Below are 20,454 nucleotides of genomic sequence, written 5' to 3' on the forward strand. Positions count from 1 at the left end.
GTGGCGTTCCATACTCGGTGTCGTCCCGGACGAGCGAAGCGAAGATCCGGGACCCATAACCCCGAGAAGAAGTTGTGGGCGAGCTGTCACTCCGAGTCTTCGCCAAACCACGCCTGTGGCCATGGGTCCCGGATCGGCGCGCGCTGAGGCGCGCTTGTCCGGGACGACAGCTGAAAGTGGGGCGCGAGCCGTGCAACTTCCTCGCGCTAACCGGTACTCACTCCAAATTCGTATTGAACTCGTACGCCTTGTCCGGCCCGACCAGCGTGAATTTCAACGCCGCGCCGTCCGGCTTGGCGCCCGGCGGCAGGCCGTCGAGCTCGAACGAAAAGCGCTTCACGCCAGCCGGGTTGTCTTTGACCGGAGCCGGAATCGGCAGCGCCCAGTCGGGCGTCGGACCTTCCACGAACAGATTGACGTCGCGCGCATCCGGCGTGACCACGTCGACCGTCACCTTGGTGGCGCCGTCGCGCTTGACGTCGCGGATGGTGAGGGGATTGGGATCGCCGATATTGGCGGGCTTGGGCACGGTATCGAGTGCTGCACGCAGATTGGCATCCTCGGTCGAGGCCACGCTGTTGAAGCCGAGCTCGGCACTGGCCTCGACCGGAATGCAGAGTTTTTCGCACACCGCGTAATTGATCTCTGCGCGCAGGGTCACGGGCTTGTCGGCCGCCTTGGCGACGATGCGCAGGGGCAGCACGATCTGGTTGTGATAGCCGATCGAATGGCCGCCGGCGCCGTCGTTGAATTTCAGCGGCGCAGGCCACATCACCGTCACCGCCTCGACATTGTCCGACTTGGAAAAATCGAACCGCGGCGGGACACCGGAATCGCCGGGGGAGCGCCAATAGGTCTTCCACCCCTGCTGGAGCTGGATGGCGATACCGCCGAGCAGGACGGCGCCGCTGCGCGATCCCGCCAATAGCCGCACCGCGGAATGTCCGTCGCGCTGCCACGGCGAGGCGTCATCGGCCCGGGCTACGATGGCCAGCGACGACGCAAACAGGGTTGTCGCGACGCCAATCGCCGCACGTAGGGGAACTCTTGTGAGCATGGCACGTCTTTACAGGGTCGCCCTGAGGCAAACCATTGAATTGCTTGTGATGGATGCACTTGAATCAAGTCTCTGCAAGCCTTGATTTGACAGCGGCCCGGCCCGACATCAGGATAGGAATTGAAACCGGAGTGCTTAACCGATGGCTCCCACAGGCAAGAGGACGGGCGAAAGCACCCGCAGCGCGGGACCCGTGCTCCCTAATTCGGCCGGTTATCTCGACGGCCGGCTCTTGATCGCGATGCCGGTGATGGGCGATTCCCGCTTCGAACGCTCGGTGATCTATCTCTGCGCCCATTCGGCGGAGGGAGCGATGGGCATCATCGTGAACCACCCGGCTGGCAGCATCGACTTCCCCGAACTCTTGCAGCAGCTCGGCATCATCAAGAAGGGCGAGCACATCAAGCTGCCGGAGAACGCCGAAAGCATGAAGGTGCTGCGCGGCGGCCCGGTCGACACGGGGCGCGGCTTCGTGCTGCATTCCAGCGACTTCTATATCGAAAACGCGACGTTGCGGATCGACGACGGCGTCTGCCTCACGGCGACCGTCGACATCCTGCGCGCGATCGCCAACGGCTCCGGCCCCAAGCACGCCATCCTCGCGCTCGGCTATGCCGGCTGGGCGCCGGGCCAGCTCGAGACCGAGATCCAGAGCAACGGCTGGCTGCATTGCGATGCGGATGCGGATCTGATCTTCGGAGACGACGTCGACGACAAGTACGGACGCGCCCTGCGCAAGATCGGCATCGACCCCGGCATGCTCTCGAACGAGGCCGGGCACGCGTAGCTGGCTAGTAGCTGTTGCAACAACCTCCCGTGTCGTCCCGGACAAGCGGAGCTTCTGGCAACGCGTAGCGTTGTCCAGAGCGAAGCGCAGATCCGGGACCCATAACCCCAGGCCGGAATTAGAGCGTGGGAACTTAACTCCGAGTCTTCGTCAAACCACTGCCTGTGGTTATGGGTCCCGGATCTGCGCTTCGCTTTGCTACGCTTGTCCGGGACGACGGCCGAATTTGTGGCTACTCCAATGCCACTCACTCCGCCGCCTGCTGCTGCACCGTCGGCTCCGTCCCCGCCACCGTCGCGCGGCGCATGTCGCGAGGTTGCGACTGGTCGTAGCGGCGAACGCGGTGCATGGTCTGGCGGTTGTCCCACATCACGAGGTCGTGCAGCTTCCATTTGTGGACGTAGACGTACTCTCCTTGCGTTGCGTGCTCGTTGAGATCGCGCAGCAACAGGCGGCCCTCGGGCACGCTCATGCCGACGATCTTGCCGGCATGCGATGACAGATACAGCGACTTGCGGCGATGCACGGGATGCGTCCGCACCAGCCTTTGCAGCACCGGCTTGAACATCTCCTTCTCATCCTCGGTGTATTCGGTGAAGCCGAGCGATCCCCGCGAATACATCAGCGAGTGCTCGCAGATGAGATCGTCGATCTCCGCCTTGGTGTCGTCGTCGAGCGCGTCATAGGCGGCGCGCATGTCGGCGAATTCGGTGTTGCCGCCCTTCGGGTTCACGACCCGCGCCGACAGCAGCGAGAATTTTGCAGGGATGGGCCGGAACGAGCTGTCGGAGTGCCACAGGCAATTGCCGAGGTTGAACAGATTGGCGCGGCTGTCTTTCGGCAGCGGCTTGCCGTCCTTGCCGAGGTTGGAGACGTCGTTCAGGCCCGAGTTGAGGCGGTGTTCGCTGGCCTTGGTAATGTTGCCGCCACGCGCATCCTCACGCTGACCAAAGTTCAGCGCAAAGGCCATCTGCTGCTCGTCGGTGATGTCCTGGTCGTGGAAAACCAGCACCGCGTATTTGTCCATGGCGGCCTCGACCTCGCGCGCCTCGACCTCGGTCAGAGGCTTTCGCAAATCGAGGCCGGAAACCTCGCCGACAAAATGCTTCTGAAGCTGCCGGATGGCGATCGTCATGGCGTTTTCTCCCGCATGTGCGAGCGGTTGGCCCCGCTCTGTCGGCGAAAAAGCTACTCTCGCACTCGCCGTTGTCAACGCTCGGCGCGCATGGCTCTCACGCGTTGCGCGCCATCAGACCGCCGTCGACCGGGATCACCGCGCCGGTGAGGAAGGACGCCGCCGGCAGGCACAGGCTCAGCGTCATATGCGCGACCTCCTCGGGATCGCCGTAGCGGCCGAGTGCGGTGCGGCGCTTGGCGTAGATCGTCTTGTGCTCCTCCGAGATGCGGTCGGTGATTGCGGTGCGGATCGGACCCGGGCAGATGCAGTTGACGGTGATGCCCTCGCGGCCGAGCTCGACGGCAAGCGAGCGCGTGAGGCTCGCCACGCCGCCCTTCGCCGCCGAATAGGGGCTATGCAATGCGGTGGCGCCGAGGGCCTCGGTCGAGGCGATGTTGACGATGCGCGGGCTCTTCGATTTGCGCAGGTAAGGCAGTGCCGCGCGGATGATGCGCGGATGCGCCGTCAGCATCACGGCGATGCCCTTTGCCCAGGCGTCCTCATAGGCCTCGTCGTCGATCGCGACGCGCACGGAGATGCCGGCATTGTTGACGACGATATCGAGCCCGCCGAAATGTGCCGCGACATCATTCACCACGCGCTTGATCTCGGTGCCATCGGCGACGTCGAGCTTCCAGGCTTTTGCCGAACCGCCGCTCGCGGCGATCTCCTTCGCGACGGCGAGCGCGCCTTGCTCATCATAGTCGGTGACGGCAACGTTCGCGCCCTCCGCGGCGAACACGTAGGCGGTGGCGCGCCCCATGCCGCTGGCTGCGCCGGTGACGAGAACGGTCAGGCCCTTTACGGACCGGCTGAGCCGTTTGAACTCGGACATGCTGTTTCCTCGCGCCCTGCTTGTTCTTGTTATGATTGACAAGGCTGGCATCGATCCGCAGACAGGTCAAACAAGCAAGACAAGAGGGGAGGCCGCGATGGCGAACGAGCTCGATTTCTCAGGCAGGCAGGTGCTGGTGGTCGGCGGTTCCAGCGGGATCGGCAACGGCATCGCGCAAGCGTTTCGCACGAGGGGCGCGCATGTCGCGGTTTGCGGCACGCGTGCGCAGCCAAAGGATTATTCGATCGAGGAAGGTTCTGATCTCACGGGTCTGTCTTACGCGCAGCTCGACGTCAGCAACCCCAGTGCGATCGAGGCATTCAAGCCGTCCTTCGAACGGCTCGACGTGCTCGTGCTGGCGCAGGGCGCCGTGCTCTATCGCCGCGGCGAATTCGAGATGATCGGCTTTCGCAAGGTGGTCGAGGTCAATTTGATGAGCCTGATGGCCTGCGCCACGCGATTCCATTCCATGCTGCGGGATGCGAGGGGGTCGCTGATCATGGTGTCCTCGACCGCGGCCTATCATTCCACCATGGGCAATCCCGCCTATAACGCCTCGAAGACCGGTGCGGTCGGATTGACGCGGACGTTGGGCGAGGCCTGGGCCGAGGATGGCATCCGTGTCAACGGCATCGCGCCGGGACTCGTCGACACCAAGATGACGAAGGTGACGACCGACGATCCCAAGCGGCTCGAAGGCGCACTATCACGCATTCCGCTGCGGCGCCTGGGAACGCCGGCCGACATGGCCGGCGCGGCCCTGTTCCTGGCCTCGCCGCTGTCGTCCTACATCGTCGGACAGACGCTGGTCGTCGATGGCGGGCTGATCCTGTAGATGGGGTGAGCGCAGCGATACCCGGGAACGGTGTAAGCAAAGTCCCGGATGTCGCGGAGCCTGTCATCGGGACGGCGCTTCGCGCCGATCCGTTGGCTTATCCGGGCTGCGCACTACGCCTTCTACACTTTCGTCATGATTTGGAACTGCGCCGCGCCTGATCGGTTACTTCGGCTGACCACCGAGGAGGATCATCATGGACACGGATCGGATTGTTGGATCGGCCAAGGAATATGCCGGACGCGCGGAAGGCGCGGTCGGAGACATGGCAGGCGATGCGAAGACGCAGGCATCGGGCAAGGCGCGGGAAGCCGCGGGCACGGTGCAGAATCTCTACGGCCAGGCCAAGGATGCCGTACGCGAGGCCGGCGAGACTGCGGCAGACTACGCCAAGGACGCCTACGACAACAGCGGCGAGACTCTTCGCGATGGTACGCAGGCATTGTCGAAGAAGGTGCAGGACAATCCGCTCGGCGCGCTGCTGGTTGCCGGCGGCATCGGTTTCGCGCTCGCGCTTCTGATGTCGCGACCTGCACGCCGTCCGCCGACGCGCTGGCGCTATTAGGATTTGTGACCAAGTCCCGTAACTAACGCCCGAACTCTCGTGCCCCGGACGCAATGCGGCCCAGGCGATACGTAGCATCGTCCGGCAAAGCCGCATTGCTGAGCCGGGGCTCGTTCTTTTGTAAGCGCCGCTCAAGCTGGGTCCCGGCTCTGAGCAGCAGCATTACACGCTGCTGCCCGTCCGGGACACGCGAGCAACTCCGGGAAGAGCAACTCCGGGAACTACCGGAACATCTCCGCCGAGCGCCCGACGCTGCCGGGCGGACGAGGAATCCCTGGATTGGCCGGATTTGGGTTGCGCGGCGCAGGCGCCAGTTGACGCGGTGCTGGCGCCGGCTGCGGAGAGCCGAAGCCGAAGAAATCGCGGAACGACGGCTGGGCCTGTGCCGGCTGCTGCACCACCGGCGGCTTCTTCGGCGCGAGCCTTGGCGGCGCGATCGCCGCGGCTGCGCCCGGCGATGCGGAAGGCGCGCCGCCGTCGGGCGTCGTCGCGGCCATCGGCGTATCGCCCTTGGCCTGCTCGCGGCCGACTTCGCGGCGCGGCCAGGCATAATCGTCGGCCCGGCCGGCTGGAGCGGCCAGCGGCTCGCCCTTCACCATCGTCTTCGCAGCCAGCGCATCGACGGCGGCGGGACGCGAGCCCGGGCCGCCCAGCAATTGATCGGTCGAGATCGAGGCCGCAACCAGCGGCACGATCGGCCCCGCCAGCGGCCGCGGTGCGGGTTTGCCGGGCTCGGCGCTGGTGTCGGGCGTCGCCGGCTCGCTCGGCAGCGCGATCGGGCCGGAGCGTCCTGCCAGCAGGCGCGTGATCTCGCGCTCGACATAGTGCGCGAGCTTGCGCGCGCCGGGCTTTGTGAAGAAGACGCCGTCAGAGCTGCGGAGCTGACGGATCTGGCCCTCGAAGTCAGGACCCTTCTGAAGGAAGCGGCCGGCCTCGTCGACAAACCCGTCCCAGACGTCGACATAGGTAATGCCGGCCTTGGCCGCGCCTTCGCGATAGAGCGAATCCAGGAACAGCATGTCCGCCGTGCCCTTCTGCCCGCGGATGGCGGGAAGGCCGACCCACAGCACCGGCACGCCCTTCGTCTTGAGGACGTTAGCGAGCTCCTCGATCTTCTTGCCGTAGAGCTCGACCCAGCGGTCGTCGCGGAATTCGTAGAGGCCGTTCGGATTGCGGGTCGTCTTTTCGGGCGCGGCCGCCGGCGCGTCGGCATTGTCGGCGTCGTCCTGCGGTAGATCGGCATCGGCAGGCTTGTCGTCGGGCTTGGCGGCGGTGTCGTTGCCGGGCTTGGCGTCCCCCGGCTTCGCTGGCTGTTTGGCGCGCGCGCCCTTGTCGTTCTTCTTGTCCTTGTCTGCGGCGGCCTTGTCCGTCTTGTCGGCGACGGGCTCGCGGATCGCGCTGCGGTCGTTGAGGCCCAGCATGACGACGATCACGTCGGGCTTTTCGGTCTCGAGGATGCCCCTTGCGGCAGTCGTCCAATCCGCGGGCTCGCCGCGCGGCTGGTACTTGATCAGGCCTGACGTGGTCTTGTGCTTGCGGATCACGCCCATGTCGGGCTGCTCGGTGTAGGCGTCTTCCAGGCCATAGGCGAGCCAGTCGGCCATGGCGTCGCCGATCACCAGCACGTTCTTCTCAGGGATGGTGTCGCGCTTGGCTGGCGCCGGCGCGCGCGAAAAATCCTGGCGTGGCGCCTGCGGCTGTTGCTGCTGGAACGGCGCGAAGAAGTCGCCGCCGAACCAGCCGCCGCCACCGCCACCGCCCCGTTGTGGTGGCGGAGCCGAACGCTGCGGCGGGCCGCCGAAGCCGGGGAAGTTGAAGAACTGCGCCGAGGCAGGCCCTGCGACCGAGACCAGAATCGCAAGCGCCGTCCCCAGCGCGATCAACGGGCCGGTCTCGGTCAGCGCCTTGAACAGGGACTTCGGCTTCGACATGCGATCTCGGGCCAACGCAATGGGGATCGGAGGTAGCTCAATATAATAACGGAATCAGGCGCCAAACGGGCAAATTCCGTTGCAGATTCTTGAACCCATACACCGGGGAACAGCCGCCTACGTCAAGGCTGCCTGCCAAAATCCCCGTTCAGGGTTACTTTCGGCGCGATTTTACCGTCCGCGCAGCCGTTCCAGTGCGTCCGAGGAGGCAAAACCGTCCGCGGGCACTCCGATCGAGGCCTGGAAATTGCGCAGGGCTTCCCGGGTCTGGCCGCCGAACTGGCCGTCCGGGGTGCCCTTGTAGAAGCCGCGCTGGGCCAGCAGCTGCTGCAGCTCCAGCCGCTCGGTGCGCGACAGCTCGCGCTCCTGCCGCGGCCAGGGCTGCACGAAGGGCTGCCCTCCGCGCAGGCGGTCGGCGAAATGGCCGATCGCCAGCGCATAGGCCTCGGCCGGGTTGTATTTCATGATGACGCCGTAATTCTGCAGCATCAGGAAGCCGGGCCCCTGCGCGCCGGCGGGGGCCAGCAGATAGGCTTTCTCCGCCGGATGCGGGAACGGCTGGCCCGTCGCCCGCTTCAGCCCGAGCTTCTCCCATTGCGCGATCGTCATCGCCTTGGCGCGGTCGGCCAGCATGTAGTTGAACCCCTGGGGCACCACGACCTCAAAGCCCCAGGTCTGACTGGCCTGCCAGCCGTCCTTCTTCAGGTTGTTGGCGGTCGATGCGATCAGGTCGGTCGGATTGTCGACGACGTCGCGCCGCCCGTCGCCATCGCCGTCGACAGCAAAGCGCTTGAACGCGGTCGGCATGAACTGGGTCGGGCCGAACGCGCCGGCCCAGGAGCCGCGCATCTGCTCCGGCCTGAGGTCGCCGCGGTTGAGGATCTCCAGCGCGGAGAGGAACTCGTCCTTGAAATAGGCCTGGCGGCGGCCGATGCAGGCGAGCGTCGCGGTCGATTGCAGCACGCTGCGATCGCCCATCTGCGTCGAGTAATTGGACTCGATGCCCCAGATCGAGGCGATGATGTAGCGGTCGACGCCAGTGGCCTTTTCGGTGGCGTCGAACTGCGCCTTGTACTTGGCGAGGATCTCGCGGCCCTTGGCGAGGCGGTTGTCGTTCACGAGGATGTCGAGATAGTCCCAGATCGATTTTGTGAACTCCGGCTGCGAGTCCATCAGGTCCATGATGCGCAGATCGGGTGAGAGCCCGGCCGTGAAGCGCTGGAAGTTTTCCTGGGTGATGTTGCGCCGTGCGGCATCGGGCCACATCGCGGCAACGCAATTGCTGAAATTGCCGGCGGCCTCGCGGATCGCCGCGGCCGTCATCAGCGGATGGCCGGAAGCCCCGTCCTCACCGCTCCAGGGGAGAGCGCCGCCGGGACCGGGCGCAGGTTGCGAGGGCGCAGCGTTGGGGCCCGAGAAGATGCCGCCGAACAGATTGGACAGGCCGTTCTGCGCCTGGGCGTGCGCGCTGACGGGCAGCAGCAGAGCGGCCGCGATCATCGCCGCGCCGGTCACGGATCCCGCCCGTCTTGCCTGCCCTGCCACCAATTGCATCATGTCCCACCCATCGGCCTTCCAAAAATCTGCCATCAGGAGGCCCGGTTACGGTTGCCAATAGCTTAACAAAGGTGAAATTTTGGTGGCGGCCTTTTTCTTAACTCTGCGCGGGTGAGGCCCCACATCCGCCTTTGTTGGCGGCTGCAAACAGGCTAGCAAGATGCCATTGCTCCGTTCCGCCGTTCCCATGTGCCCCCAGGTATTCGATCAATCACATGAAAATTCGCAAAGCCGTATTCCCCGTCGCCGGCCTCGGCACCCGTGTCCTGCCCGCCACCAAGGCGATGCCGAAGGAAATGCTGACCATCGTCGACAAGCCGCTGATCCAGTACGTCTATGACGAGGCGAGGGAGGCCGGCATCGAGCACTTCATCTTCGTCACCGGCCGCAACAAGAATGTCATCGAAGATCACTTCGACCGGATGTTCGAGCTCGATGCGACGCTCAGCCAGCGCGGCAAGAAGGCCGAGCAGGAGATTTTGGCGCAGAACCAGCCTGAAGCCGGCGCCGTCAGCTTCACCCGCCAGCAGGCGCCGCTCGGCCTCGGTCACGCGGTCTGGTGCGCGCGCGACATCGTCGGCAACGAGCCGTTCGCCGTCGTGCTGCCCGACGAGCTCGTGCTCAACTCGCCCGGCTGCCTCAAGCAAATGATCGAGACGGCGTCGACGCTCGGCGAGAAATCCAACCTGGTCGCGGTCGAGGCGGTGCCCGACCATCTCACCCATCAATACGGCATCTGCGGCGTCGGCAAGCGCAACGGGAAGATGTTCGAGGTCGACGGCATGGTCGAGAAGCCGGCCAAGGGCACCGCGCCCTCCAATCTCTCGATCACCGGCCGCTACATCCTGCAGCCTGAGATCTTCAAGATCCTCGAGACACAGGAGCGCGGCGCCGGCGGCGAGATCCAGCTCACCGACGCCATGATCGGCCTTGCCAAGTCGCAGAAGTTCTACGGCGTCGAGTTCGAGGGCGAGCGCCATGATTGCGGCTCCAAGCCCGGCTTCCTCCGCGCCAACATCGCCTACGGCCTGAAGCGCCCGGAGCTGCGGGACGGGCTGATCGCGGAGATGAAGAAGTATCTGGGGCAGTAGCTGCCACATCCTCGCTGTCGTCCCTGCGAACGCAGGAACCCATACCGCGTGGTTCATCGATTGCAGTCGGTAGCAGTACCGAACTGCGAGTCTTCGCCCAACTCTTCCCTGTGGCTATGGGTCCCGGCCTTCGCCGGGACGACACCGGGGATGTGGCGCGCGGCTCCGCTTACAACACTCACGCCACCAGCGACAGCTTCGGCAGGCTCGCGACCACGGACTGATTACGTCCGCCCGCCTTCGCCGCATAGAGCGCCTTGTCGGCGGCGGCGACCAGGATCGCCCAGTCCATGCCGGCGGTGGGAACGAGGCTGGCGACGCCGCATGAGACCGTCAACATCACCTCGTCGTCAGACCAGCCCTGCACCTTGAGGCGGATCGTCTCGGCGACCTTGAAGGCGTCGGTCGCAGAGGTGTTGGGGAGCAGCACCGCGAATTCCTCGCCGCCATAGCGCGCGGCGCAGTCGCCGGCCCGGCTCACCGAATCGGAAATGCAGATGGCGATGCCGACCAGCACCTGGTCGCCGGCCTGATGGCCGAACGTGTCGTTGTAGGCCTTGAAGTGATCGGCATCGATCATCAACAGCGCGACCGGCGCCTTCTGCCGCATTGCGCGCCGCCATTCGACGTCGATGACGGTATCGAACTTGCGGCGGTTCTTCAGGCCGGTGAGCGCGTCGGTCGTCGCCATCTCCTCGAGCTTGCGCTCGGCCTCGGCGCGGCGGCCGATCTCGCGCGCGAGCACCAGCGTCGATCCCAGCACGAACAGCGCGAGCGCCAGCACCACGGCGCCGATGCGATACGCCTCCTTCTGCCAGAGCGCGAAAACCGCGGTCAGCGGCTTGCCCGCCACCACGAACAGCGGCCCGTTGTCGGCGCTGCGGACATAGAGCCGCGGCGTCGGATCGACCGGGCCCTTTCCCGAATAGGCGGTGCCGACCGGGAGATTGTCGGCCTTCCACGTCCGGCGGTCGTTCAAATTGGTGCCGATGATGTCGAGATCGAACGGCCGCCGCATCATGATGGTGCGGTCACGCCTGAGCACGGTGATGGTGTCTTCAGGATCGAGATTCAGCCGCTCGAACAATTCGTGGAAATAGCTGAAGCGGATCGAGCCGGCGACGACGCCGAGGAAGCCGCCGTCGGTATCGCTGATGCGACGGCTCAGCACGATCGCGTAGGCGCCGCGGAACAGCATCGGGCGGCTGATGAACAGCCCGACGTCCGGATTGTCGCGGTGAACCCTGAAATACTCCTCCTCGCTCCGGTTCTCGGGGAGGGGATCGAGCGTGGAAGCGTCGATGGCCAGCCTGCCCTCGGCGTCGAACACCTGGATGGCGCCGAAATGCCTCGCCGTCGTCGCATGATCGAACAGGATCAGGTGACGGATCGGCTTCGACACGGTCGCGAGCTCGGGCAGCAGCATGTTGCTGGCGACCGCCTTCAGCGCCAGGTCGTAGATCTCGACGTTGCGGCTGACGTCGGACTGGATGGTGGTCGCGAGGTTCTCCAGCGTCTGGCGGGCAAGCGCCTCCTCGCCCCGGCGCATGTCGAGCATGACGTTGACGCAAATGGCGGAAAAGCCGATCACCGTCACCACGGACGAGATGATCAGCAGCTTCGCCGAAATCCGCCACGGCCGGCGGGCCATGACTTCGCGCCATCCAGACAGCATCGCTTGCTCCCGATCCCCATAGTGGATGCGCCCGAAATCTTGAGTAGTGTTTAAGGTGGAACAGCGCTGCCGTAGTGAGTTAAGAATCGGTTTACGCCGCTCACGGTTTTGGGCAGCCCGCATGTGAGCGGGCTCATTTGAGCAGGTTGGGGTTCGGACGAGAGGACAATTGTGAACGACTACGACGCGTTGCGCGACTATCTGCTGCGGCAGAAGCAGGCCGAATTCGTCCTGAGCTTCGAACAGATCGAAGAGATCATCGGCGCGGCCCTGCCGCGCGCGGCCAATCGGGCCTCATGGTGGGACAGCCTGCGCAGCCCCGACATCCAGATGCCGCAACGCGAAGCCTGCCTTGCTGCCGGGTTCAAGGCAGTGCGGATGCCGGACGGCCAGAGCGTGCGGTTCACGAAGATGAAGAAGGACGGGCGGCGGTAGCGGCGTGCGTTCGTCCTTCACCAGGGGGAAAGTATCGTAGGGTGGGCAAAGCGTAAGCGTGCCCACCACTTCTTTGCGGTGCTGGATCTATGGTGGGCACGACGCTTCGCGCCTTTGCCCACCCTACGATACCGGACGCGCGGCGAGTTCAGCTCGCCGCTTCGAGCCGCACTTCGGTCAATAGCCGCATCGCGGCGTCCGCGTCCATCGGCTCGCCGAAGGCAAAGCCTTGCGCGTATTCGCAGCCCATCTGGTAGAGCTCGACCGCGTCGGAATCGGTCTCGGCGCCTTCGGCGACCACATCCATGCCGAGATCATGCGCGAGCGCGATGATCGACTTCAGGATCACCGGGCGCGTGCCGCGATTGGTGGTGCGCACGAACGACTGGTCGATCTTGATGGTGTCGAACGGGAAGCGCTGGAGATAGGCCAGTGACGAATGACCGGTGCCGAAATCGTCGAGCGAGAGCCCGGTGCCGAGCTCGCGGATCCGCGTCAGCATCTGCGCTGCGTGCTCTGGATTCTCCATCACCAGCGATTCCGTCAATTCCAGCTTGAGCGTGCCGCGCGCCACCGAGGAGCGGGACAGCACGGTGCGGATGTCGTGGATCAGATCGTGCCGCAGCAATTGCCGCGAGGAGACGTTGACCGAGGCGAAGATCGGCTCGCGTGAGCGCATCGCGCGCTGCCAGATCGAGAGCTGCTTGGCGGTCTGGTCGAGCACGAACATGCCGAGGTCGACGATCAGGCCGGTCTCTTCGGCGATGGTGATGAACTCCGAGGGTGCCATGCGGCCGAGCTTCGGGTGATCCCAGCGCACCAGCGCCTCGAAGCCGGCGACCGAACGATCTTCCAGCCGCACGATCGGCTGGTACAGGATCGTGAGCTCCTGCCGCTCGATGGCGCGGCGCAGCTCGCTCTCCAGCGTCAGGCGATCGGTCTTCCGCGCGCGCATGGCGGGCTTGTAGACGTCGATGCGGTCGCCGCCGATGCGCTTGGAGTGATACATCGCAAGCTCGGCATCCTTGATGATCTCGTCCGTGAGCTGAACCTGCGGATCAGAAAGGGCGAGACCGATCGAGGCCGTGAGAAAAATCTCGCGATCGTTGAAGGCGATCGGCGCCCGGATGGTCTTGCGGATGGTCTCGGCGAAGGCGGTGATGCGGGCCGGGTCCTGCTCCGAGAGCAGGATCAGGCCGAACTGGTCGCCGGCAAGCCGCGCCAGCGTGTCCTGCGGCTTCAGGATGCGGGTGAGGCGGCGGGCCAGCGTCAACAGGATGGAATCGCCGACCGCGATGCCGACGGAATCGTTGACCTGCTTGAAGCGGTCGAGGTCGATCACCATCAGCGTCGGTCGCAGCGTCGGCATGGTCTTGGCGAAATGCGCCACCGCACCCAGCCGGTCCATGAACAGTTTGCGGTTGGGCAGGCCGGTGAGGTTGTCATGCACGGAATCGTGCAGCAGGCGTTCCTCGGCGTTGCGCAGCTCGGTGACGTCGGTGAGCGTACCGACCACGCGCGAGACCTCGCCGTCGGAGCCGACCACCGGCCGCGCCTTCAGCGCGAACCACATGAAATGGCCGTCCGGCGTGCGCAGGCGGAAATCCTGCACCAGGCGGCCGCGGCGCTGGTCGAGCACGCTGTCGAGCGCGGCGCGGAAACGATCCTGGTCGAGCGGATGCAGCACCTCTAGCCAGGAGGCCGCGGGCCCTTCGAGCGTGCCGCGCTTGAGGCCAAGCAGGGCTTCGGTTTCGGGGCTGGTGAAGACCTTGTCGGCGGAGACGTCCCAGTCCCAGATCAGATCGCCGGAGCCGGCCAGCGCCAGTGCGCGCCGCTCGATGTCGGAGACCACGCCGGTGGTGGCGCCGCCGCCGGCAAAAGCGTGCTGCATCACCGTGAACCCGATCAGCATCACGATCAGCACGAGGCCGCCGAGCAGGGCGGGACCGACGATGTCGTTGGTCACGGAACCCGCGACCGTCATGCCGGCCGCGACCACCCAGACCACGAGGAGGAACCAGGTCGGGATCAAGAGCACTGCGCGGTCGAAGCCGTGGGTGGAGAGATAGACGATCAGCGCGAAACCCGCGAAGGCGATCAGCACCAGCGAAATGCGCGCGATGCCGGAGGCCACCGCCGGATCGAACAGGGCCAGCGCCACCAGCGACCCCAGGAACGCGAGCCAGCCCACCGTGATGTGCGAATAGCGCACATGCCAGCGGCTGAGGTTGAGATAGGCGAACAGGAACACCAGCAGCGTGGCCGCCAAAATCGCTTCACCCGCCGCGCGCCAGATGCGCTCGGCGTTGTTCGACATGTCGAGCACCTTGCCCCAGAAGCCGAAATCGACGCCGATATAGACCAGCACCGCCCAGGCCAGCGCCGCGGCGGCCGGGAACATGATGCTGCCCTTCACCACGAACAGAATGGTGAGCACCAAGGCCAGCAGGCCCGAGATGCCGATCACGATGCCCTGGTACAGCGTGAACGAGTTGACCTTGTCCTTGTAGGCTTCAGGCTCCCACAGATAGAGCTGCGGCAGCTTGTCGGTGCGCAGCTCCGCGACGAAGGTGATGACGGCGCCGGGGTCGAGCGTGACGCGGAACACGTCGGCGGTCGGGCTTTCCTGCCGCTCCGGCCGGTCGCCGGTCGAGGGCGTGATGGTCGCGATGCGCGACAGGCCGAGGTCGGGCCACAAGAGCCCCGAGGAGACGATACGGTAGTGCGGGGCGACGATCAGGCGGTCGAGCTGGTCGTCGGTGTTGTTGGCGAGCGCGAACACCACCCAGTTCTGGCCTCCCTCGCGGGCGCGCACCTCGATGCGGCGGACGATGCCGTCGGTGCCCGGCGCGGTGGAGACCTGGATGCGATCGGCATCGCTGCGCTGATGCTCGAGCACGCCGGTGAGGTCGATCGCGGGCGCGTCACTGCGGACGCTGACGGCGTCGAGCGCGCGCGCGGGATGCGCGGCGACAAGAATCATGAGGCCCAGCGCGATGGGCGCGAGGCACCTGATCAGACGCAAGGCCAGTTCTCCGCGTTCGACGCAAACTCTTCAGGTGAAGACGATTTCAGACCGGACGGAAACCGTTCGGTGCGTCGCGATAGATGCCACGAAAGCAAGGAAAATCAAAGGGTTTCCGCCGCCGCCTGTGGGCCGGAGGCCTAGACCTCCAACACAATTTTGCCAATATGTGCGCTCGTTTCCATGCGGCGGTGCGCATCGGCTGCCTTTTCCAGCGGGAAAGTGCTGTCCATCAGCGGTTTGACGCGGCCTTCGCGCAAAAGCGGCATCACTTTCGCCTCGATCGCGGCCACCATCGCCGCCTTGTCCGCATTACTACGGGGACGCAGTGTCGAGCCGGTATGGGTCAGGCGCTTCACCATCACCTTGGCGATGTTGACGTTGACCTTGGGCCCGTTGAGGGTCGCGATCTGCACGATGCGGCCATCGAGCGCGGCGGCATCATAATTGCGGTCGACATACTCGCCGGCGACCATGTCGAGGATCAGGTTGACGCCTTCCTTGTTGGTCGCTTCCTTGACCACGGCGACGAAGTCCTCGGTCTTGTAGTTGATGGCGCGGTCGGCGCCGAGCTTGAGGCAGGCATCGATCTTGTCCTGCGATCCGACGGTGACGAACACTTTCGCACCGAACGCTTTCGCCAGCTGGATCGCCATGGTGCCGATGCCGGAGGAGCCGCCATGGATCAGCAGCGTCTCGCCTTCCTTCAGGCCTCCCCGCTCGAACACATTGTGCCAGACCGTCATCAGGGTTTCCGGCAGCGCGCCGGCCTCCTTCATGGACAGCGCGGGCGGTACGCTCATCGCCTGGGCATCCTGGGCGATGCAGTACTGCGCATAGCCGCCGCCGGCGACCAGCGACATCACCTTGTCGCCGATCTTGTGCCGCTTGGCATTGCTGCCGACGGCAACCACTTCGCCCGCGATCTCGAGACCGGGCAGGTCGCTGGCGCCGGGCGGCGGCGGATAGGCCCCCGAGCGCTGCGCAACGTCGGGCCGGTTGACGCCGGCGGCCTGCACCTTGACCAGGATCTCGTCAGGACCGGGCTGCGGCAGCGCCCGTTGTTCTGGCACCAGCACTTCCGGTCCGCCGGGCTTGGAGATGGCGACCACGGTCATTTGCGCGGGCAGCTTGTCCATGATGTGTCCTTGGGTGAAGGTGCGGGATGAACGAGGCCCTTGCTTAGCCAGCGTGATCCAAGCTGGCAACCGCCTCAGCATTGTGTGCGCGAACGCAGGAGGAACCAGGATGGCGACGGAAGACGACGACCGCCCGCGCAAGAAGATCAGCCATGACATCGGGCAGGACCTCTCGCTCTTGTCGGTCGAGGAACTGGCCGAGCGCGTCACGCTGCTCAAGACCGAGATCGCAAGGCTGGAAGAAGCCGCCACGAAGAAGCGCGCCTCGCGCGACGCGGCGAACAGTTTTTTCAAGAAGTAGGGGCGCATATCGGCTGTCGTCCTGGACAAGCGCGCCATAGGCGCGCGCAGATCCGGGACCCATACCCAAAGGATGAAGTTTGTCGCGAGGTCGGCCACTCCGAGTCCCCGTCACCACGTCCGCCAGTGGCTATGGGTCCCGGATCTGCGCTGACGCTTGTCCGGGACGACAGCTGAATGTGTCGTTGCACCGGGGGACTGCCGATTATGTTCCACCCCCCGCTCGGTCACTGGCCGACATGGCTAACGAACCCTCAAAAAATTCGCTCGTTTACGGTCGATTAAGCTTTCGGGTTTATGACTGGAACTGTCCTCGTTTGGACACCGAGTGGCTCCTGTCCACTCTGTTTGACGCCTCCCTGTTATCAACTTTCAAAGCCGCCGGTCTCCGGCGGCTCTTTTTTTGCGTTTACTCCCGCTATTTGGCGTCTCGTCCCGGTTGAATTCCTGGGAATGACCCGCGGAAACCATATCCGCGCTTGTCACTGGACTCCGCGTCCCGCCCGCGCAATGATTTGTTCATCATAAGCCGGCGCCAAAGCCGGGCAGTCAAACAGTTGCGTAAGAGGCGTTAACCATGGAACGTTTGCAGGCCGACGGCGCTCTCGTTCAACTCAGCGAGCGGTTCACCAATTCTGCGGCGTTCGGCGTCCTGTTCCGTGAGGGCATGGACCTCGTCGAAGAGACCGCTGCCTATCTCGACGGCGCCGGCCGCACCGAGGCCAAGGCGCTCGACCGTGCCGTCAGCCTCACCTACGCAACCGAGAGCATGCGTCTCACCACCCGCCTGATGCAGCTCGCCTCGTGGCTGCTGCTGCACCGCGCGGTGAAGGAAGGCGAGATGACGCTGAGCCAGGCCAATCGCGAGAAGACCAAGGTCAAGCTCAGCGCTGCCGATCCCGGCCCCACCGACACCATCGAGAAGCTGCCCTCGCAGCTTCAGGATCTGATCCATCGTTCGATGAGCCTGCAGACCCGCGTCCGCCGCCTCGACACCACCATCCACACCCCGCCGGCCGAACACATCGCGATCGGCAATCCGCTGGTGCCGCACCTCAACGCGCTGAAGGCGGCGTTCGAGCGGTAAGCTCCATCGACAATCTCGGTCGTCATTCCGGGACGCGCCTCTTGGCGCGGGCCCGGAATCCATACTCCCGATCGTGGTTATGGATTCCGGGCTCGCGACTTCGTCGCGCCCCGGAATGACAGCCGGAAAAAACAAAAACGCCCCCGGTCTCCCGGGGGCGTTTTTCGTGTCCAACCCTGCGGGCGGGATCAATCCTTTTTGAGAAAGCCCGAAAACTTCTTCTGGAAGCGCGAGACGCGGCCGCCGCGATCCATCAGCTGGGCGTTGCCGCCGGTCCAGGCCGGGTGCGACTTCGGGTCGATGTCGAGGTTCAGCGTGTCGCCTTCCTTGCCCCAGGTCGAGCGGGTCAGGTACTCGGTTCCGTCGGTCATCACGACCTTAATCGTATGATAGTTCGGGTGAATTTCGGCTTTCATGGCAATTCCTCGGCGCCCCGGCGCCTTCTTGGGTGGCTATCGAATGACGGATTTGGGCGGGTCTATACCTCACGAAACCCGCTAAAACAAGCCATCCCGGGCGGTGAACCGGGTTTGCCCCTAAGGGACTTCCCGGATTTGCCACTACCCTTGCACCGGCCTATTGGGAGCAAACGAATGCAATGGGTTGGATCTCATGAGCGCAGTGGAACGGCTTGATGACCAGTATGTCGATCAGCCCGGAATGAACGCCGCGGACACCCCCTCGATCGAGGCCGAGCTGATCGAAGGGCCGGCCAAGGGTCGCGCCAAGCTGCGGCCTCTGCTCGCGCTCGCGCCCTATGTGAACCGCTATCGCGGTCGGGCGGCGCTGGCCTTCGTCGCACTCACGGTCGCGGCCCTGACCACGCTGCTGGTGCCGGTCGCGGTGCGCCGGATGATCGATTTCGGCCTGACGCCCGAGGGCATCGAGCTGATCAACAGCTACTTCTCGGTGATGCTCGCGGTGGTCGGCGTGCTCGCGCTCGCCAGCGCGGCGCGCTACTACCTCGTGATGACGATCGGCGAGCGCATCGTCGCCGACCTCAGGCGCGACGTGTTCGCCCATCTGCTGTCGCTGTCCCCCGCCTTCTTCGATTCCGCACGCAGCGGCGAGCTGATCTCGCGGCTCACCGCCGACACCACCCAGCTCAAATCGGCCGTCGGCGCATCCGTGTCGATCGCGCTGCGCAATCTGATGATGTTCCTCGGCGCCGCGGCGATGATGGTGATCACGAGCCCAAAACTGTCGGGCTTCGTGCTGCTGGCCATCCCCTTGATCGTGCTGCCGCTGGTTGCCTTCGGGCGCTGGGTGCGGCGTCTGTCGCGCAATGCGCAGGACACGCTTGCCGAGGCGTCGGCTTATGCGGGCGAGCTGGTCGGCGCGATCCGCACCGTGCAGGCCTATACCAGCGAGCAATTCGCCGAGAAGCGTTTCGGCGGCGAGGTCGAGCAGGCCTATGAGGCCGCGCGCACCTCGACCCAGGCGCGCGCCGTGCTCACCGCCATCATCATCTTCATCGTGTTTGCAAGCGTGGTCGCGATCCTCTGGATCGGCTCGCATGACGTCCTCACCGGCGCGATTTCGCCGGGCCGGCTCGGCCAGTTCGTGCTTTACGCGGTGTTCGCCGCAGCTGGCCTCGGCCAGCTCAGCGAGGTCTGGGGTGAGGTCTCGGCGGCATCAGGCGCGGCCGAGCGGCTGTTCGAGATCCTGCATGTGCAGCCCGACATCAAGGCGCCCGCGTCTCCCCGCGCGCTGCCGGTGCCGGCACGCGGCGAGGTCGGCTTCGATCGGGTCAGCTTCGCCTATCCGGTGCGGCGCGACGTCAATGTGCTCGATGCCGTGTCGTTCACGGTGCGCCCCGGCGAGAAGGTCGCGATCGTCGGTCCGTCCGGCGCCGGCAAGAGCACCATCTTTCACCTGTTGCTGCGCTTCTACGACCCGCGCAGCGGCGCGATCTCGCTCGACGGCGTGCCGGTCAAATCCGCAGATCCCCGCGATTTCCGCGCGCGCATCGCGCTGGTGCCGCAGGAATCGAACGTGTTCGCCGCCAGCGCTCGCGAGAACATCCGCTTCGGCCGGCCCGATGCGACCGATGCCGAGGTCGAGCGCGCCGCCGAGCTCGCGCATGCCGCCGAATTCATCCGCCGCCTGCCCGAAGGTTTCGACACCCCGCTCGGCGAGCGCGGCGTGACGCTGTCCGGCGGCCAGCGCCAGCGCATCGCGATCGCCCGTGCCATCCTGCGCGATGCGCCGCTCTTGCTGCTCGACGAAGCCACCTCCGCGCTCGATGCCGAAAGCGAGACGCTGGTGCAGACCGCGCTGGAAGAGCTGATGCGCCACCGCACCACGCTGGTGATCGCCCACCGCCTCGCCACCGTGCTGTCCTGCGACCGCATCCTGGTGATGGACCAGGGCAAGATCGTCGAGCAGGGCACCCATGCCGAACTGGTGGCCGCGAACGGGCTCTATGCGCGGCTGGCGAGGCTGCAGTTCGAGGGGGCGTGAGGGCGTTAGCGGCACAGCTCCCGCCGGTTCGTTCCGTCCTGCAAGGCAAGTCGCACAAACTCGCGCCGCTGATCCATTACCGACACCTCGTTCCAGGGCATGGACGGCCTCCCGAATCGACCAATCCAGCCCAGTTTGATGTGTCAGCTATGTCTCCGAACACCTGTCAGTGATCTGTCCGGGCTAAACATTTCGCGGGTGATGACAGCGGAGCTTGGGGCAGGTGCTTTGCGCCACTCGGTCAGCTACCGGCACTTCGGCGACAGCGCAGGCACGTTTGGCCACGGCCAGTTCTTCCAGCTGCCGTCCTCTCCGACGCAGGCTGAGACTGATGCCGTCTCTGTTGATTTGGAGACCTCGGGCGCAGCAAAACGCTGGTCGACATAGGTCGTCGATAAATATCCGGCGACGATGACGGCCAGAAACACCGAGGAACCCTTGGCAAGATCGCGCAGCCGCATCGATCGCCTCCATTCGCTTGTCATCGCTGACACA

At 65.1% G+C, this 20,454-nt stretch carries 18 protein-coding genes; 8 read left to right on the forward strand and 10 right to left on the reverse strand.

Features of this window, described 5'->3' with window-relative positions; translation table 11 throughout:
- Positions 1–217: 217 nt before the first annotated feature.
- Positions 218–1,057 carry a protein-disulfide reductase DsbD domain-containing protein gene (locus tag XH81_RS18495; protein WP_028142054.1) on the reverse strand — a complete coding sequence of 280 codons (840 nt, stop codon included), beginning with the start codon at positions 1,055–1,057 and terminating at the stop codon, positions 218–220.
- A 142-nt stretch (positions 1,058–1,199) separates the two neighbouring features.
- On the opposite strand from XH81_RS18495, the gene XH81_RS18500 reads away from it, so the two are divergent.
- Positions 1,200–1,844, forward strand: coding sequence for a YqgE/AlgH family protein (locus XH81_RS18500; RefSeq protein ID WP_028142053.1), 645 nt, complete (start codon positions 1,200–1,202; stop codon positions 1,842–1,844).
- A gap of 247 nt (positions 1,845–2,091) precedes the next feature.
- Here the strand turns inward: XH81_RS18500 and XH81_RS18505 are convergent, their stop codons facing one another.
- Positions 2,092–2,979, reverse strand: coding sequence for a TauD/TfdA dioxygenase family protein (locus XH81_RS18505; RefSeq protein WP_028142052.1), 888 nt, complete (start codon positions 2,977–2,979; stop codon positions 2,092–2,094).
- A 97-nt stretch (positions 2,980–3,076) separates the two neighbouring features.
- Positions 3,077–3,856 carry an SDR family NAD(P)-dependent oxidoreductase gene (locus XH81_RS18510; RefSeq protein WP_028142051.1) on the reverse strand — a complete coding sequence of 260 codons (780 nt, stop codon included), beginning with the start codon at positions 3,854–3,856 and terminating at the stop codon, positions 3,077–3,079.
- Between the two features lie 97 nt (positions 3,857–3,953).
- Here XH81_RS18510 and XH81_RS18515 point away from each other — a divergent pair, with 97 nt between their 5' ends.
- Both XH81_RS18515 and XH81_RS18520 read left to right on the forward strand, forming a co-directional pair.
- The gene (locus tag XH81_RS18515) at positions 3,954–4,691 is read left to right on the forward strand and encodes an SDR family NAD(P)-dependent oxidoreductase (RefSeq protein WP_028142050.1); all 738 of its coding nucleotides are present in this window, start codon (positions 3,954–3,956) and stop codon (positions 4,689–4,691) included.
- 196 nt (positions 4,692–4,887) lie between these two features.
- A complete protein-coding gene (locus tag XH81_RS18520; RefSeq protein WP_028142049.1) occupies positions 4,888–5,256 on the forward strand; it encodes a CsbD family protein in 369 nt (122 codons plus the stop codon).
- A gap of 221 nt (positions 5,257–5,477) precedes the next feature.
- Here the strand turns inward: XH81_RS18520 and XH81_RS18525 are convergent, their stop codons facing one another.
- Positions 5,478–7,187, reverse strand: a complete 1,710-nt coding sequence (locus tag XH81_RS18525; RefSeq protein ID WP_028142048.1) for an SGNH/GDSL hydrolase family protein — start codon at positions 7,185–7,187, stop codon at positions 5,478–5,480.
- A gap of 171 nt (positions 7,188–7,358) precedes the next feature.
- The gene (locus tag XH81_RS18530) at positions 7,359–8,744 is read right to left on the reverse strand and encodes a lytic murein transglycosylase (protein WP_173019844.1); all 1,386 of its coding nucleotides are present in this window, start codon (positions 8,742–8,744) and stop codon (positions 7,359–7,361) included.
- Positions 8,745–8,959: 215 nt separating this feature from the next.
- On the opposite strand from XH81_RS18530, the gene galU reads away from it, so the two are divergent.
- Positions 8,960–9,835, forward strand: a complete 876-nt coding sequence (gene galU / locus XH81_RS18535) for a UTP--glucose-1-phosphate uridylyltransferase GalU (protein WP_028142046.1) — start codon at positions 8,960–8,962, stop codon at positions 9,833–9,835.
- A gap of 178 nt (positions 9,836–10,013) precedes the next feature.
- On the opposite strand, the gene XH81_RS18540 is transcribed toward galU, so the two are convergent.
- A complete protein-coding gene (locus XH81_RS18540; protein WP_028142045.1) occupies positions 10,014–11,510 on the reverse strand; it encodes a sensor domain-containing diguanylate cyclase in 1,497 nt (498 codons plus the stop codon).
- A 171-nt stretch (positions 11,511–11,681) separates the two neighbouring features.
- On the opposite strand from XH81_RS18540, the gene XH81_RS18545 reads away from it, so the two are divergent.
- On the forward strand, positions 11,682–11,945 hold the full coding sequence (locus XH81_RS18545; RefSeq protein WP_026202061.1) for a DUF7662 domain-containing protein: 264 nt from the start codon (positions 11,682–11,684) through the stop codon (positions 11,943–11,945).
- Positions 11,946–12,093: 148 nt separating this feature from the next.
- On the opposite strand, the gene XH81_RS18550 is transcribed toward XH81_RS18545, so the two are convergent.
- Both XH81_RS18550 and XH81_RS18555 read right to left on the reverse strand, forming a co-directional pair.
- Positions 12,094–14,970 (reverse strand): EAL domain-containing protein, encoded by a 2,877-nt coding sequence (locus tag XH81_RS18550; RefSeq protein ID WP_038974849.1) that lies wholly within the window; start codon positions 14,968–14,970, stop codon positions 12,094–12,096.
- 140 nt (positions 14,971–15,110) lie between these two features.
- On the reverse strand, positions 15,111–16,109 hold the full coding sequence (locus XH81_RS18555; protein ID WP_028142043.1) for an NAD(P)H-quinone oxidoreductase: 999 nt from the start codon (positions 16,107–16,109) through the stop codon (positions 15,111–15,113).
- A 109-nt stretch (positions 16,110–16,218) separates the two neighbouring features.
- Here XH81_RS18555 and XH81_RS18560 point away from each other — a divergent pair, with 109 nt between their 5' ends.
- Both XH81_RS18560 and rcdA read left to right on the forward strand, forming a co-directional pair.
- On the forward strand, positions 16,219–16,410 hold the full coding sequence (locus XH81_RS18560) for a DUF1192 domain-containing protein (RefSeq protein WP_028142042.1): 192 nt from the start codon (positions 16,219–16,221) through the stop codon (positions 16,408–16,410).
- Between the two features lie 576 nt (positions 16,411–16,986).
- Positions 16,987–17,496: a protease adaptor protein RcdA gene (gene rcdA / locus XH81_RS18565; RefSeq protein ID WP_018318720.1), complete on the forward strand. Its 510-nt coding sequence runs from the start codon at positions 16,987–16,989 to the stop codon at positions 17,494–17,496.
- A gap of 188 nt (positions 17,497–17,684) precedes the next feature.
- Here rcdA and rpmE read toward each other — a convergent pair whose 3' ends face one another.
- Positions 17,685–17,912: a 50S ribosomal protein L31 gene (rpmE, locus tag XH81_RS18570; protein ID WP_007599895.1), complete on the reverse strand. Its 228-nt coding sequence runs from the start codon at positions 17,910–17,912 to the stop codon at positions 17,685–17,687.
- Between the two features lie 196 nt (positions 17,913–18,108).
- Between rpmE and XH81_RS18575 the strand changes: the two genes are divergently transcribed.
- Entirely contained in the window at positions 18,109–19,959 is a 1,851-nt protein-coding gene (locus XH81_RS18575; RefSeq protein WP_028142041.1) for an ABC transporter ATP-binding protein/permease, read from the forward strand.
- 245 nt (positions 19,960–20,204) lie between these two features.
- On the opposite strand, the gene XH81_RS18580 is transcribed toward XH81_RS18575, so the two are convergent.
- Positions 20,205–20,420, reverse strand: coding sequence for a hypothetical protein (locus XH81_RS18580; protein ID WP_028142040.1), 216 nt, complete (start codon positions 20,418–20,420; stop codon positions 20,205–20,207).
- Positions 20,421–20,454 lie beyond the last annotated feature (34 nt).

The organism is Bradyrhizobium sp. CCBAU 25360 (assembly GCF_028128695.1).
GTDB lineage: Bacteria > Pseudomonadota > Alphaproteobacteria > Rhizobiales > Xanthobacteraceae > Bradyrhizobium > Bradyrhizobium ottawaense.

Bases quoted from the DNA above. Each gene is read 5' to 3' on its own strand.
- XH81_RS18495 (WP_028142054.1), bottom strand. From the start codon at position 1,057: ATGCTCACAAGAGTTCCCCTACGTGCGGCGATTGGCGTCGCGACAACC.
- XH81_RS18500 (WP_028142053.1), top strand. From the start codon at position 1,200: ATGGCTCCCACAGGCAAGAGGACGGGCGAAAGCACCCGCAGCGCGGGA.
- XH81_RS18505 (WP_028142052.1), bottom strand. From the start codon at position 2,979: ATGACGATCGCCATCCGGCAGCTTCAGAAGCATTTTGTCGGCGAGGTT.
- XH81_RS18510 (WP_028142051.1), bottom strand. From the start codon at position 3,856: ATGTCCGAGTTCAAACGGCTCAGCCGGTCCGTAAAGGGCCTGACCGTT.
- XH81_RS18515 (WP_028142050.1), top strand. From the start codon at position 3,954: ATGGCGAACGAGCTCGATTTCTCAGGCAGGCAGGTGCTGGTGGTCGGC.
- XH81_RS18520 (WP_028142049.1), top strand. From the start codon at position 4,888: ATGGACACGGATCGGATTGTTGGATCGGCCAAGGAATATGCCGGACGC.
- XH81_RS18525 (WP_028142048.1), bottom strand. From the start codon at position 7,187: ATGTCGAAGCCGAAGTCCCTGTTCAAGGCGCTGACCGAGACCGGCCCG.
- XH81_RS18530 (WP_173019844.1), bottom strand. From the start codon at position 8,744: ATGATGCAATTGGTGGCAGGGCAGGCAAGACGGGCGGGATCCGTGACC.
- galU (WP_028142046.1), top strand. From the start codon at position 8,960: ATGAAAATTCGCAAAGCCGTATTCCCCGTCGCCGGCCTCGGCACCCGT.
- XH81_RS18540 (WP_028142045.1), bottom strand. From the start codon at position 11,510: ATGCTGTCTGGATGGCGCGAAGTCATGGCCCGCCGGCCGTGGCGGATT.
- XH81_RS18555 (WP_028142043.1), bottom strand. From the start codon at position 16,109: ATGGACAAGCTGCCCGCGCAAATGACCGTGGTCGCCATCTCCAAGCCC.
- XH81_RS18560 (WP_028142042.1), top strand. From the start codon at position 16,219: ATGGCGACGGAAGACGACGACCGCCCGCGCAAGAAGATCAGCCATGAC.
- rcdA (WP_018318720.1), top strand. From the start codon at position 16,987: ATGGAACGTTTGCAGGCCGACGGCGCTCTCGTTCAACTCAGCGAGCGG.
- rpmE (WP_007599895.1), bottom strand. From the start codon at position 17,912: ATGAAAGCCGAAATTCACCCGAACTATCATACGATTAAGGTCGTGATG.
- XH81_RS18575 (WP_028142041.1), top strand. From the start codon at position 18,109: ATGAGCGCAGTGGAACGGCTTGATGACCAGTATGTCGATCAGCCCGGA.
- XH81_RS18580 (WP_028142040.1), bottom strand. From the start codon at position 20,420: ATGCGGCTGCGCGATCTTGCCAAGGGTTCCTCGGTGTTTCTGGCCGTC.